Here is a 12,519-nt window from a genome sequence, read left to right as displayed (position 1 = left end):
CGTGCACGGGCTCAGGATTCGACGGGGCTGGGCGTGCCGGTCACGTCGGCGGCGTGGGAGAGGACCTGTTCGAGGAGCGGCCGCAGATGGTGGCCGGCCGCCGAGTAGTAGACGAAGGTGCCTTCGCGGCGGGTGTGGACGAGCCCGGCGAGGCGGAGTTTGGCCAGGTGCTGGCTGACGGCGGTGGGGCGGGCGCCGGTGAGGTCGGCGAGGCAGGCGACGTTCTCCTCGCCCTGCAGGAGCGCCCACATGAGTTTGAGGCGGGTCGGGTCGGCGAGCATCCGCAGCGCGTCGGCGGCGGCGCGCGCCTGCTCGTCGCCCGGCATCGTGAAGTCCTCGATCCCCTCGTGCATGCGCTCAGCTTACCCCGTCTCGTTATCTGCGTATCTGCGAATATAAGATGATGCGCATGTTCCAGAGTATGTTCCGGCTGGCCGACGTCCGCTGGGCCGCCGCGGCCCTCGCCTTCTTCGCGGCGGGCGGCATCGCCCAGCTCGCCGGCGCCCCCGTCTGGGTCTGGCTGCCCGCCTACCTCGCCTGCTACGCGGCCGGCGGCTGGGGCCCGGCATGGGAGGGCCTGGCCGCGCTGCGCAAGCCGCGCTTCGAAGTCGACCTCTTGATGGTCATCGCGGCCGTCGCCGCCGCCGCGATCGGCCAGTGGTTCGACGGAGCCCTGCTCATCGTCATCTTCGCGACCTCCGGCGCGCTCGAAGCGGTCCTCACCGAGCGCACCGCCGACTCGGTGCGCAGCCTCCTCGAGCACGCCCCCGACCGGGCCGTGCGGATCACCGGCGGCCGGGAGGACACTGTGGACGCCGCCGCGCTGGTCCCCGGCGACCTGGTGCTCGTGCGGCCCGGCGACCGCGTCCCCGCCGACGGCACCGTCACCTCGGGCGAATCCGAGGTGGACGAGTCGACGCTCACCGGCGAGGCCCTGCCCGGCCGCAAAGCCGTCGGCTCGCAGGTCCTGGCCGGCACGGTGAACGGCACCGGTGCACTCGAAGTGCGAGTGGACCGCGCCAGCGCCGACACCGTGCTCGCCCGCATCGCCCGCCAGGTCGAAGAGGCCTCGGAGGCGAAGTCCAAGACCCAATTGACCATCGAACGGGTCGAACAGCCCTACTCGCTCGCCGTCGTCGCCGCGACCCTCGCACTCATCGGCATCCCGCTCCTGGCGGGCGCGGCGTTCGAGCCGACCCTGCTGCGCGCCATGACGTTCATGATCGTCGCCAGCCCCTGCGCGATCGTCCTCGCGACCATGCCACCGCTCCTCGCCGCCGTGGCGCTCGCCGGACGCCAAGGCGTGCTCGTCAAGAGCGCCTTGATGATGGAGCGCCTGGCGGAAGTCGACCGGGCCGCGTTCGACAAGACCGGGACGCTCACGACCGGGCGGCCCGAAGTCGAACGAATCCGGGCCTTCGATGGCGACGAAGTGCGCCTCCGCCGTCTCGCGGCGGCGGCCGAAGCCCGCTCCGAGCACCCGATCGGCCGCGTCCTCACCGCGCTCGACGAGCCCGCCGAGGCGACCGAGTTCCAGGCGATGCCCGGCCGAGGCGTCCGGGCCGTGGTCGACGGCGTCGAGCTCCTGGTCGGCCACCCCGTACTCCTCGAGCAGGCCGAAGACGACGCCGAAGCCCGCGCGACCGTGGCCGAGTTCGAAGCCGCGGGCCTCACCGTGGCCGTCGTCATCGCAGACAAGCGCCCCCTCGGCGTGTTCGGCCTGACCGACTCGGTGAGACCCGATGCGGCCCAAGCGATCGACAGCATCAAGGAGCGGCTCGGCACCGAACCGCGACTGCTCACCGGCGACCATCCCGCCGCCGCGCAGCGCGTCGCCGCCGCCGTGGGCATCCGCGACGCCGAGGCGACCCTGCTGCCTGGCGACAAGGCCGACCGCCTCGCCGGGACCCGGACCCTCTACATCGGCGACGGCATCAACGACGCGCCCGCGCTCGCCGCGTCCCATGTCGGCGCCGCCATGGGCGGCACCGCTTCGGACTTGGCCCTGCAATCGGCCGACGTGGTCCTCGTCGGCCAGCGCCTCACCGCGCTGCCCGCCGCGATCGACCTGGCGCGCAAGGCGAGGCGCATCGCCCGCGCCAACCTGGCCTTCGCCGCCGCCGTGATCGCGGTCCTCGCCGCCTGGGACCTGTTCGGTGACCTGCCGCTGGTGCTCGGCGTCGCGGGCCACGAGCTCTCCACGGTGATCGTGGGCCTCAACGGCCTGCGCCTGCTGAGCCGCCGCCACTGGAAGGAATGAGTGCTCCAGCGGCGCGCCGACCGCGCCCGGTTACCCTCTGCGGGTGAGCAGCCTCGCCTTCAACGACACCGGCCGGGTGCCGGTCATCGTCCTGTCCGGTCATCTCGGCGCGGGGAAGACGACGTTGCTCAACCATCTCTTGAGCCGCCCGGGCGCGCGGGTCGGCGTGGTCGTCAACGACTTCGGCTCGGTGAACGTCGACGCCGCCCTGGTGACCGGGCAGATCGACGAGCCGGTCTCGATCTCCGGCGGCTGCCTCTGCTGCCTGGACGACGCCGGCGGCCTCGACCTCGCCCTGGAGCGGCTGACCGATCCGCGCCGCCGCCTCGACGCCGTCATCGTCGAGGCCAGCGGCATCGCGGAACCGGGCGCGCTGGCCTGGATGATCCGGGCCAGCAAGGTGGCGGGGGTGCGGCCGGGCGGCGTCATCGACGTCGTCGACGCGGTCGAGCATTTCACCACTGTGGACCTCGACGGCCCGCCGCCCGCGCGGTTCGCCGTCGCGACGCTGGCGGTGATCAACAAGATCGACCGGCTCCCCGCCGACCAGGCCGAGTCCGCGCTCGCCGCGATCGAGGCGCGCATCCGCGAAGTCAACCCCGGCATCCACATCGTGCGCACCTCGCGCGGCCGGGTGGACCCGGAGCTCGTGTACGACGTCGCCTCCGCCGACGACCCGCAGGACGAGCTTCCCTTTGCGGCCCTTGCCAGGCAGGCGCACCACCACGAGGGCCACCGGCACGCGGCGGCCGTCACGGTGCGAACCGCTGCCGCCGTGGACCCCGGCGGCCTGATCGAGCTGTGCGAGGACCCGCCGCCGGGCGCCTACCGGATCAAAGGCACGGTCACCGTCGACACGGGCCGCGGCCTGCGGAGTTTCATAGTGAACGTCGTCGGGGACCAGGTCCACATCGCCGACCGCGCCGAGGCCGCCCGCGGCGGTGAGATGGTCGCCATCGGGACCAGCCTCGACGCGGAGGCGGTGCGACCGCGGCTCGAGGCCGCCCTCGCGCCGACCACCGGCCGCAATCCCGAGGGGCTGCGGCGACTTCTGCGGCTGCGCGACCTGAGTCGGTGATGGCGAGGCGCCACCGGAGGAGGGTGCCGGCCGCACATCAACTAAACTGACAACCATTTCCATTAACGGAGGGTTGTCGATGCAGAAACTGCCGGTCACGGTGTTGTCGGGGTTCCTCGGCGCGGGCAAGACCACGCTGCTCAACCATGTGCTGGGCAACCGCGAGGGCCTGCGCGTCGCGGTCATCGTCAACGACATGAGCGAAGTCAACATCGACGCCGACCTCGTGCGCGACGGCGGCAGCCTCTCCCGCACCGAGGAGCGCCTCGTCGAGCTCAGCAACGGGTGCATCTGCTGCACCCTCCGCGACGACCTCCTCGAAGAGGCCGCCCGGCTCGCCCGCGACGGCCGCTTCGACTACCTGCTCATCGAGTCCAGCGGCATCTCCGAACCCATGCCCGTCGCCGCGACCTTCGCCTTCGGCGAGCTCGACCCAAGCCCATCCGACTCGGCCCTTTCCGACTCGAGCCTTTCCGACTCGAGCCTTTCCGACTCGAGCCTTTCCGACTCGAGCCTTTCCAACCATGGCCTCCTCTCGGATCTGACCGAGCTCGACACCATGGCCACTGTCGTCGACGCCGCGAACCTGCTCATCGAGCTCCAACGCGGCGACGACCTCGTCTCGCGCGGACTCGACGCCTACGAGGACGACGACCGCACGGTGTCCGACCTCCTCGTCGACCAGATCGAGTTCGCCGATGTGCTGGTGCTCAACAAGACCGACCTCGTCACCGCCGCCGAGGCCGACCGCGTCGAGGCGGTGCTGCGCCGCCTCAACCCCGACGCGCGCCTGATCCGGTCCAGCCACGGCCGCATCGACGTCGCGAGCGTCCTGGGCACCGGCCGCTTCGACCTCGACCGCGCACAGGAGGCGCCTGGCTGGGTCAAGGAGATCAACGGCGAGCACGTGCCCGAGACCGAGGAGTACGGCATCTCCAGCCTGCTCTTCCGCGACGCGGCGCCGTTCCACCCCGAGCGGCTGTGGCGCTTCGTGCAGGAACTCGACTCCGGGCGCTTCGGCACGGTGCTCCGCTCCAAGGGCTTCTTCTGGCTCGGCACCCGACCGGAGGTGACCGCCCTGTGGTCCCAGGCCGGTGCCGTCGCCCGCTTCGACCCCTTCGCCGCCCGCGACGCCGAGCAGGGCCAGGAGCTCGTGTTCATCGGCGTCGCCCTCGACCACGCGGCACTCGGGCACGCGCTGCGCGAATGCCTCGTCTGCGAAGGCGAAGCCCTCGGCACCGACCCGTTCGAGCCCTGGGACGCCCACGGGTTCGAGGACCACCACGACCACGCACACGCAGGGAGCGCACATTGAGCAAGCAGGTCGCACTCGACTACGCCGAGCACACGAACTGGCTGCTCGACAGCGCCCTCAAGGACGCCGAGCGGTACCGGCGCCTCGCCGCCGGACTGGTGCTCACCGTCGCGGGCCTGCCGCTGGCACTTCGTGGGCAGGCGCGCCTCGCGACGCCCACGGCCGAGCCGGTCCCCGTGGCATCCTGAACCCTCGCCGCCACGGCGGCCCGACCAAGGAGTGAACGTGCAACCAGGAACCTTGTGGAGCATGGGCGACTACGCCTCGAACGGCGACCGCTGGGCCGCCGCAAGCCGGCAGTTGGCCGAAACGACGGTCCGACCCGGCATGGACGTCCTCGACATCGCTTGCGGCCCAGGGCCCTTCGCGATCGCCGCCGCGCAGGCGGGAGCCCGCGCAACCGGTCTCGACGCCGCACCGAAGCTGCTGGAGGTCGCGAAGCGGCGCGCCGGCGACGCGGGCGTCGCGGTCGAGTGGATCGAGGCGGACATGACGGCCGTCCCGCTCGGCGATGCCGCCTTCGACCTCGTGGCCTCGGCCTTCGGCTGCATGTTCGCGCCCGACCCGGAGGCGATGGCGGCCGAACTCGTGCGGCTGTGCCGCAGCGGGGGCCGGATCGCCGTCCTGGCGTGGACCCCCGAGTCGGCGTTCGGCTCGATGGGGCCGATGGTCGGCCCGTACCTGCCCGGTGGCGGCGGTTCGCCGATCGAGCGCTGGACCCGGGCCGAGAGCGTCACCGAGGTGTTCGCGGGCCTGCCCGTGCGCCTCCAGTTCGCCGTCCGCACGGTCGACGTCGTCTGGGACGGCCTCGACCATGCCGTCGGCGACATCACCGAGAACAATCCGGCCTGGCTCGGCATCCGCGCCGCAGTGGAGCCGACCGGCCGGTGGAGCGACCTCGAGTCCGAACTCAGGGAGCTCTTCGCCGCCCGCGGCCGCACCGAATCCGGCCGCTTCGTGCTCCCGGTCGACTACCTGGAGACCCTGGCCGCCAAGGATTGAAGTCGGCGCCGTTCGGCGCGCATACGGGCGGCCCCGGGTACCCGCCCGTTCCCACCTTCACCACTACCGATGAAAAGGACAACGTCCCACAGGGGTGCGACAGTGTCACCCGATCGTGATCATTATTGGAAATTGTTTCCACTAGTGGGAGGGTCGAGCGGGCGGAACAGGAGCTGCGGGACGCCTTCGATGTCGATGCGGCTCACCGCGATCCGGTAGACCGGCTCGATGATCTCCGGGCGCAGGACCGCTTCGGGCGGGCCCGCCGCCGCCACGTGGCCCTCGTCGAGGAGCACCAGCGTGTCGCAGTACCGGGCCGCGAGGTTGAGGTCGTGCAGCACGGTGACCGTGCACAACGGCAGGCCGTTGACGAGCGACAGGATCTCGTGCTGGTAGCGCACGTCGAGGTGGTTCGTGGGCTCATCCAGCAGCAGGTGCGTCGCGGCCTGGGCGAGCGCGCGGGCGATGAGGGCGCGCTGGCGCTCGCCGCCGGAGAGGCCGCTCAGCGGCCGGTCGGCGAGGGCGTCGATGCCGGTCTGGCGCATGGCCTCGTGGGCGGCGTCCCGGTCCGCATCGGTGTAGGAGCTCCAGCCGCCGCGGTGCACCGACCGCCCCAGCAGCACCGATTCCCATACGGTCAGCGGGAACTCGCTGTGCTCCTCCTGTGCGACGGCGGCCAGGCGCTCGGCCCGCTGGCGCGGCTTCAGCGACGCGAGGTCATCGCCGTCCACTGTGGCGGTGCCGCCGGCGCGGCGGACCGCGCCGAGGAGGGCGCGGAGCATGGTGGACTTGCCGCTGCCGTTCGGGCCGACCAGCCCTGTCACCCGGCCGTCGGCGGCCGTGAGGTCGACCCCGCCGAGAGCGGCGGTCCGGCCGTACGTGACGGCCAGACCGCTGGTCTCGATCATGCGGCGCCTTCGATGAGGGTGGCGAGGCCGCGGAGCGCGCCCTGGTCGGGGTTCACGTCGGTGGCGCTGACGCCGATGATCCGGTCATTCTGCACCGCTTGGAGATCGGCGGCGCCGGGCTCGGACAGGAGCTTCGCCTTCGCGTCCTCGAAGCTCTCGCCGTAGCCGCCGTAGCTGAGGACGATGACCTGCGGGTCGGCGTCGAGCAGGGTCTCGAAGTTCGCCTCGAAGTAGGCGGACTGCTCGGCGGCGTAGACGTTCTCGAGGCCGGCGCGTTCGAGCAGGTCGTTGGCCATGCTGAGACCGCCGTGGGCGCTCATGCTCGAGGAGGAGGACCAGTAGTAGACCGAGGCGGCGGTCTGGGTCTCGGCCGGGGCCTGCGCCTCCAGCTCCGTCAGTTCGGCCTGGAAGCCCTCGATGCTCGCGGCGGCGGCGTCCTGGGTGCCGAAGACCTCGCCGTAGCGTTCGATGTCGGCGAAGACCGACTCGAAGCCGATGGCCTCGACCACGGCCTCGTCGTGGTTGCACTCGCCCGCGACGATGAGGTTCGGGATGCCCGCGGCCTCGAGCGCTTCCGGTGCGGCCGTGAAGAGGCCGTACCCGATGACGATGTCCGCGCCCGTGCCGATGATGGCCTCGGCGGCCGGGTCGGCCTGGTCGATGACCTCGATGTCGTCCGGCGGGTTCTGGAGCCCTTCGGGCAGCGGCGCTTCGAACTCGCCGGAGCGGGCGACGATGCGGTCGGTCGCCCCGGCCGCGTCCAGCAGCGCGACCGCGCTGTGCCCGATGGTGAGGACCGCCTCGGGCTCGGCCTCGATGGTGACGTCCTCACCGCAGTTCTGGACGGTGAGCGGGTACTGCGAGTCGGCCTCGGCGGACTGCTCGGTCTCGGGGCCGGAGCCGCACGCGACCAGGGTGAACGTGAGCGCTGCCGCGGTGGCGGCCGGGATCAGCTTGGGGCGCATCAGGATCGGGTCTCCTTAGGGTTCGGTGTTCAGCGGGCGCCTTGGCGGCGCACCAGGATGATGAGCAGGGGCGTGCCCACCAGCGCGGTGAGGATGCCCAGGGGGATCTCGCCGGGGGCGAGCAGCGTGCGGGCCAGCGCGTCCGCCCACACCAGCAGGATCGCTCCGGCCAGTGCGGAGGCGGGGACGACGAGGCGGTGGGAGGCGCCGACCATGAGCCGCACGAGGTGCGGGACGACGAGGCCGACGAACCCGATGGCGCCGGCGACGGCCACGGCGGCGGCGACGGCGAAGCCGACGAGGAGCGCTGCCATGGCGCGGAAGCGGGTCGGGTCGGTGCCGAGGCTGTGGGCGGCGTCGTCGCCGATGGCGAGGGCGTCGAGTCGGCGTCCCCAGCCGGTCATGGCGAGGGTGATGACGACGGCCGCGGCGGCGGCGATCGGCAGGGTGCCCCAGTGCGCCTGGGCGAGTGAGCCGAGGGACCAGAACATGACGGCGCGGGCGCCGTCGCGCGAGTCGGAGGCGAAGATCAGGAAGTTGGTGAGCGCGGAGAGCGCGAAGGCGACGCTGATGCCGGCGAAGACGAGGCGCGCGCCGATGAGGGTGCCGCCGGTGCGGGCGACGGCGAAGACGAGGGCGATCGCGGCGAGGGCGCCGACGAGGGCGGAGCCGGTGAGGCCGAGGACGCCGGCGCCGAATCCGAAGAGGATGCTCGCGGCGGCCCCGGTGGAGGCGCCGGAGGCGACGCCGAGGAGGTAGGGGTCGGCGAGGGGGTTGCGGACGAGGGCCTGGACGGCGGTGCCGGCGACGGCGAGGGCCGCGCCGACGCACGCGCCGAGGAGGGCCCGGGGAGCGCGCAGGCCCCACACGATGTTGTCGTCCGAGACCGCCCAGTCCGCTGCGCCGTAACCGAAGAGGTGGTGCACGAGGATGCGGGTGACAGTGCCCGCGTCGATCGGGACGGGGCCGACGCCGACGGCGATGGGGAGGGAGGCCACCAGTACCGCGGCCATGAGGGTGATCCAGATCGCACCGCGGAGTGCGCGGCGTCGTCCCGGTGCGGCGGTGCGCGTCTCGACCTGCCCTTTCGGCTCCACCACCGTCGCCATGCGACTCCTCTGCGTGAAATTTCAGTATTGACAATCGTTCCCAACAAGCTAGCATGATGCCAGTCGTTCGCAACAACCTGAGTCGACCGAAGGGCGCCCCCTTGATCCATCTGCGGCTGATCCCCCTGGCCCGCAACGCAGCGCCGCTCATGGCGCTGCTCATCCTGATCGGACTCGCAATCAGCGCGGCCGCGATCGGCCAGGCCTTCGTCACCGCCGAGATCTTCTCCGGCGTCACCACCGGGCGGTCCCTCACCGAGATCACGGTCTGGCTCGGCCTGCTCGCCGCCGCCCTCTGCGCCCGCCCCGCCCTCGTCTTCGCCCGTGAACTCACCGTCCACGCCGTCGCCACCCGCTTCAAGTCCGACCTGCGCGCCCGCCTCCTCGACGCCCAGACCGAGGCGGGCCCGATCGCGCTGGGCCGCGAGCGCAGCGGCCACCGGCAGTCACTCATGACCGACGCGGTCGAGAGCCTCGAGCCGTACTTCGGCCGCTACGTCCCGCACCTGGTCGTCACCGTCGTCACCTCGATCGGGGCCGTGGTCCTCCTCGCGTTCATCGACCCGGTCGTGGCCGCCGTGACCGGCGCCGTCGCCCTCGCCGTGCCGTTCACCCCCCGCCTGTGGGACAAGCTCCTGGCCGACCGCGGCGAGTCCCACTGGGAGGCCTACTCGGACCTCAACGCCGACGTGGTCGACTCCCTGCGCGGCATGACGACCCTGAAGGCGCTCAACGCGGCCGGACGCCGCCGCAGTGACCTCGAACGCTCCTCCGGGAACCTCCTCGACGCCACCCTGCGCCAGATGAAGGTCTCGTTCATCGAGTCCGGGCTCACCGCCGTGTTCCTCCTCGCCGGGCCTGCCATCGCGCTGGCCGTGGGCATCGCCCGCGTCGGCTCCGGCGCGCTCGAGGCGACCGCGCTCTTCGCCGTCGCACTCGTCGCCTTCGAGGCGTTCCGCCCGTTCAAGGAGCTCGCCAACCACTGGCACGCCGGGTACTTCGGCGTCGCGGCCGGACGCCGGGTCCTGCCGATCCTCAACGCCCCCAAGCCCCCCGAGCCGGCCCGCGCGGCGGACGGCCCGCGCCTGGCACCGGACGCGACCGCCATCGAAGCGTCGGGGCTCGGCTTCACCTACCCCGGCGCGGAGACCCCGGCGCTCGCCGACGTGGACCTCGCCGTCCGGACCGGGCAGACCCTAGCGGTCGTCGGCCCCTCCGGCTCCGGCAAGTCCACCCTCGCGAACCTGTTCCTGCGCCTGGCCCTGCCCGACGAGGGCGAGCTGCGCATCGGCGGCGCCCCCACCGCCGACCTCACCCGCGAGCAGTGCACCGACGCCGTCGCCGTCGTCTCCCAGTCGCCGTTGCTCTTCGCGGGCACCGTCGCCGAGAACCTGCGCCTGGTCGCGCCCGACGCCGACGACGCCGCCCTGCGCGACGCCCTCGCCACCGCCGGAGTGACCGAAGTGGACGATGAGCGCCGCGGCGGCCTCGACACCCAGGTGGGCGACGGCGGCTCACTCCTGTCCGGCGGCCAGCGCCAGCGCCTCGCCATCGCCCGCGCCCTCCTTAAAGACGCGCCGATCCTCGTCCTCGACGAAGCCTCCAGCGCCCTCGACGCCCGCCGCGAAGCCGAGGTCTACGCGGCGCTCTCCGGTAGGCGCACCGGCAGCGGCATCCCGGTGACCACAGTGGTCATCGCCCACCGGATCGCCTCGGTCCGCGAGGCCGACGTCATCTGCGTCCTCGACGCCGGACGGGTCGCCGAGACCGGCACCTGGGAGGAGCTCATCGCGCGCGACGGCCTCTTCGCCCGGCTCGAGCGCGCCCAGCGAACGGAGGTCGGCGTCTGATGCGCCCCAACGGCAACGCGGCACTCCTGAAGCCGGTCCTGCGACTCGTCGGCGTCGTCGGCGAGCACCGCGGCCTGTTCGTGCGGTCCACGCTCAGCATCGCCGCCTTCCAGGCGTTCGGCGCGCTCGCCTCGGGCCTGAGCGCCTACGCCGCGGCCGTGCTCGTCGCCGATCCCACCGACACCGGCCTCGTCAGGCTCCTCCTCATCGCCCTCGCCGGAGCGGTCATCGCCCACAGCGCCTTCGTGTGGGCCGAGTCCTGGATGAGCCACGTCCTGGCCTACAAGGTCCTCGACGCGCTGCGGCTGCGCCTGCACGACGCGATCGAGCGGATCACCCCCGGCGGCATGAAGCGCCGCCGCGCGGGCGAGGTCTCCGGCGCGGCCATGGCCGACATCGAGAGCCTCGAATGGTTCTACGCCCACACCGTGGGCGCGGCGATCTGCGCGGTCGCCGGACCGCTCATCGTCATCGGCGCCCTCTTCGCGCTCGTCGGCCCCGCCGCGTTGATCGCCCTCGCCGGCGTCGCCGCGCTCCTCGCGGTGCCCTGGCTCATGGGCCCCCTCCAAGCGCGCCAAGGCAAAGCGGTGCGCGACGAACTTGCCGAGCTCAAGGCCATCGCCTTGGAAGGCGCCGAAGGACTGCGCGAGATGCTCTCGCTCGGCCTCGCCGCCCACCAGCGCCGCCGCGTGCTCGACACGACCGCCCGCGTCCAGCGCCGCAAGCGGGCCTTCGCGCTCCGCGCCGGAGCCGAGAGCGCCCTCGCGGACCTCATCGTCGCCGCCACGATGATCGGTTTCGTCGTGGCGCTGGCCTCGGCGGTGCGCGCGGGGAGCCTCGATCCGGCCCTGTTCCCGGCCGCCGTGGTCCTCTTGGCCGCCGCGTTCGCTCCCGCTGCGGGCGTCTTCCCGATGTTCCAGCGGCTGGGGGAGATGTCCGCCGCCGCGGCCCGCTTGCTCGACGTGCTCGACGCCCCCGCCCAGGTCGCCGACACCGACCGGGCCGCGACCGGGCCACGGGCCGGCGAGGTCCGCTTCGAGGCGGTCGACTTCGCGTACGAACCGGGCACGCTGGTCCTCAAGGGACTCGACCTCCGCATCGCCCCTGGTGAGCACGTGGCCCTCGTCGGCGCCTCCGGCGCGGGCAAGACCACGATCGCGCACCTGCTCATCCGCTTCTGGGACCCGGTCGCGGGCCGGATCGTCCTCGACGGCGAGGACCTCGCCTCGATCCGCCTGGCGGACGCCCGGGAGCGGATCGCGCTGATTCCCCAGCACCCCTACGTGTTCCGCGGGACCATCCGCTCCAACCTGCTCCTCGCCGACCCTGACGCGACCGAGCCCGCCATGTGGAAGGCCCTGGAGAGCGCGCAGCTCGCCGACACCGTGCGGGACTGGCCGAACGGCCTCGACGAGCCGGTCGGCGAGAACGGCTCCACCGTGTCCGGCGGGCAGCGCCAGCGGCTCGCCATCGCGCAGGCGTTCCTGCGGGAACCGGACGTCCTGGTCATGGACGAGGCCGCCGCGCACCTCGACGCCGTGGGGGAGCAGGCACTCGCCCGCGCCGTCGCCGAGGTCCAGGCCGGGCGCACCACGATCGTGATCGCCCACCGCGTCTCGACCATCCGCCACGCCGACCGCGTGATCCTCCTCGTGGACGGCGCGGTCGCCGCCGAGGGCACGCACCCTGAACTGCTCGAGCGCAGCGCGGAGTACCGCTCGCTGCTCGCCCGGGCCGAAGACCCCGGGCGACCGCCCCGGCCGTTCGCTGAACTATCGCTGAAGGAGGTGAATCATGAAGCAGCAGAAGAAGATCGCCGTCAAGCCGGTCGCGACCGAGCGCGCCGCGGAGAAGCTCCTCGCGCCGAACTCGAACAACCACGCGACGGTGTCCACCGCGTTCGCGTGGGCCCAGTAAGACACGGAGGCCGCCCGCTGCTCAAGCGGGCGGCCCCACTCCCTGGCGCTCCGCGGCCCCGCGAGGGGTCGCGGAGCGACCAAGATCAACTTTAGCGCCATCCTCTGGAGCGACC

General features: G+C 72.5%; 11 protein-coding genes. 7 read left to right on the top strand and 4 right to left on the bottom strand.

Annotation, left to right across the window (positions count from 1 at the left end; translation table 11 throughout):
• Nucleotides 1-11: 11 nt before the first annotated feature.
• On the bottom strand, nt 12-353 hold the full coding sequence (locus AB0I03_RS06355; protein WP_360407336.1) for a metalloregulator ArsR/SmtB family transcription factor: 342 nt from the start codon (nt 351-353) through the stop codon (nt 12-14).
• A gap of 56 nt (nt 354-409) precedes the next feature.
• Here AB0I03_RS06355 and AB0I03_RS06350 point away from each other — a divergent pair, with 56 nt between their 5' ends.
• The 5 genes from AB0I03_RS06350 (at nt 410) to AB0I03_RS06330 (ending at nt 5,655) form a co-directional block, all read left to right on the top strand.
• A complete protein-coding gene (locus AB0I03_RS06350; protein ID WP_360407333.1) occupies nt 410-2,260 on the top strand; it encodes a heavy metal translocating P-type ATPase in 1,851 nt (616 codons plus the stop codon).
• A 43-nt stretch (nt 2,261-2,303) separates the two neighbouring features.
• The gene (locus tag AB0I03_RS06345; protein ID WP_360407330.1) at nt 2,304-3,338 is read left to right on the top strand and encodes a GTP-binding protein; all 1,035 of its coding nucleotides are present in this window, start codon (nt 2,304-2,306) and stop codon (nt 3,336-3,338) included.
• 79 nt (nt 3,339-3,417) lie between these two features.
• Nucleotides 3,418-4,653, top strand: coding sequence for a GTP-binding protein (locus tag AB0I03_RS06340; RefSeq protein ID WP_360407327.1), 1,236 nt, complete (start codon nt 3,418-3,420; stop codon nt 4,651-4,653).
• Nucleotides 4,650-4,841 (top strand): hypothetical protein, encoded by a 192-nt coding sequence (locus tag AB0I03_RS06335; protein ID WP_360407324.1) that lies wholly within the window; start codon nt 4,650-4,652, stop codon nt 4,839-4,841. The genes AB0I03_RS06340 and AB0I03_RS06335 overlap by 4 nt, the downstream gene beginning before the upstream one ends.
• 37 nt (nt 4,842-4,878) lie before the next feature.
• Entirely contained in the window at nt 4,879-5,655 is a 777-nt protein-coding gene (locus tag AB0I03_RS06330) for a class I SAM-dependent methyltransferase (protein WP_360407321.1), read from the top strand.
• A 122-nt stretch (nt 5,656-5,777) separates the two neighbouring features.
• On the opposite strand, the gene AB0I03_RS06325 is transcribed toward AB0I03_RS06330, so the two are convergent.
• From AB0I03_RS06325 to AB0I03_RS06315, 3 genes are read right to left on the bottom strand one after another with little or no spacing between them, the layout of a single operon-like run.
• Nucleotides 5,778-6,563, bottom strand: coding sequence for an ABC transporter ATP-binding protein (locus AB0I03_RS06325; protein ID WP_360407318.1), 786 nt, complete (start codon nt 6,561-6,563; stop codon nt 5,778-5,780).
• The gene (locus AB0I03_RS06320) at nt 6,560-7,528 is read right to left on the bottom strand and encodes an ABC transporter substrate-binding protein (protein ID WP_360407315.1); all 969 of its coding nucleotides are present in this window, start codon (nt 7,526-7,528) and stop codon (nt 6,560-6,562) included. The genes AB0I03_RS06325 and AB0I03_RS06320 overlap by 4 nt, the downstream gene beginning before the upstream one ends.
• A 29-nt stretch (nt 7,529-7,557) precedes the next feature.
• A complete protein-coding gene (locus AB0I03_RS06315; RefSeq protein WP_360407312.1) occupies nt 7,558-8,637 on the bottom strand; it encodes an iron ABC transporter permease in 1,080 nt (359 codons plus the stop codon).
• 101 nt (nt 8,638-8,738) lie between these two features.
• Here AB0I03_RS06315 and AB0I03_RS06310 point away from each other — a divergent pair, with 101 nt between their 5' ends.
• Together AB0I03_RS06310 and AB0I03_RS06305 are read left to right on the top strand one after the other, a co-directional pair.
• Nucleotides 8,739-10,487 carry an ATP-binding cassette domain-containing protein gene (locus tag AB0I03_RS06310; RefSeq protein ID WP_360407309.1) on the top strand — a complete coding sequence of 583 codons (1,749 nt, stop codon included), beginning with the start codon at nt 8,739-8,741 and terminating at the stop codon, nt 10,485-10,487.
• Entirely contained in the window at nt 10,487-12,499 is a 2,013-nt protein-coding gene (locus tag AB0I03_RS06305; protein WP_360407306.1) for an ABC transporter ATP-binding protein, read from the top strand. The genes AB0I03_RS06310 and AB0I03_RS06305 overlap by 1 nt, the downstream gene beginning before the upstream one ends.
• Nucleotides 12,500-12,519 lie beyond the last annotated feature (20 nt).

The sequence above is a fragment of the Glycomyces sp. NPDC021274 genome (assembly GCF_040641195.1).
GTDB lineage: Bacteria > Actinomycetota > Actinomycetes > Mycobacteriales > Micromonosporaceae > Glycomyces.
The sequence above is the reverse complement of the archived record's forward strand: the minus strand, read 5'-3'. Positions and strand labels throughout refer to the sequence as shown.

Coding starts and splice junctions, on each gene's coding strand:
- AB0I03_RS06305 (WP_360407306.1), top strand. CDS start 10,487: ATGCGCCCCAACGGCAACGCGGCACTCCTGAAGCCGGTCCTGCGACTC.
- AB0I03_RS06320 (WP_360407315.1), bottom strand. CDS start 7,528: ATGCGCCCCAAGCTGATCCCGGCCGCCACCGCGGCAGCGCTCACGTTC.
- AB0I03_RS06325 (WP_360407318.1), bottom strand. CDS start 6,563: ATGATCGAGACCAGCGGTCTGGCCGTCACGTACGGCCGGACCGCCGCT.
- AB0I03_RS06340 (WP_360407327.1), top strand. CDS start 3,418: ATGCAGAAACTGCCGGTCACGGTGTTGTCGGGGTTCCTCGGCGCGGGC.
- AB0I03_RS06355 (WP_360407336.1), bottom strand. CDS start 353: ATGCACGAGGGGATCGAGGACTTCACGATGCCGGGCGACGAGCAGGCG.
- AB0I03_RS06315 (WP_360407312.1), bottom strand. CDS start 8,637: ATGGCGACGGTGGTGGAGCCGAAAGGGCAGGTCGAGACGCGCACCGCC.
- AB0I03_RS06350 (WP_360407333.1), top strand. CDS start 410: ATGTTCCAGAGTATGTTCCGGCTGGCCGACGTCCGCTGGGCCGCCGCG.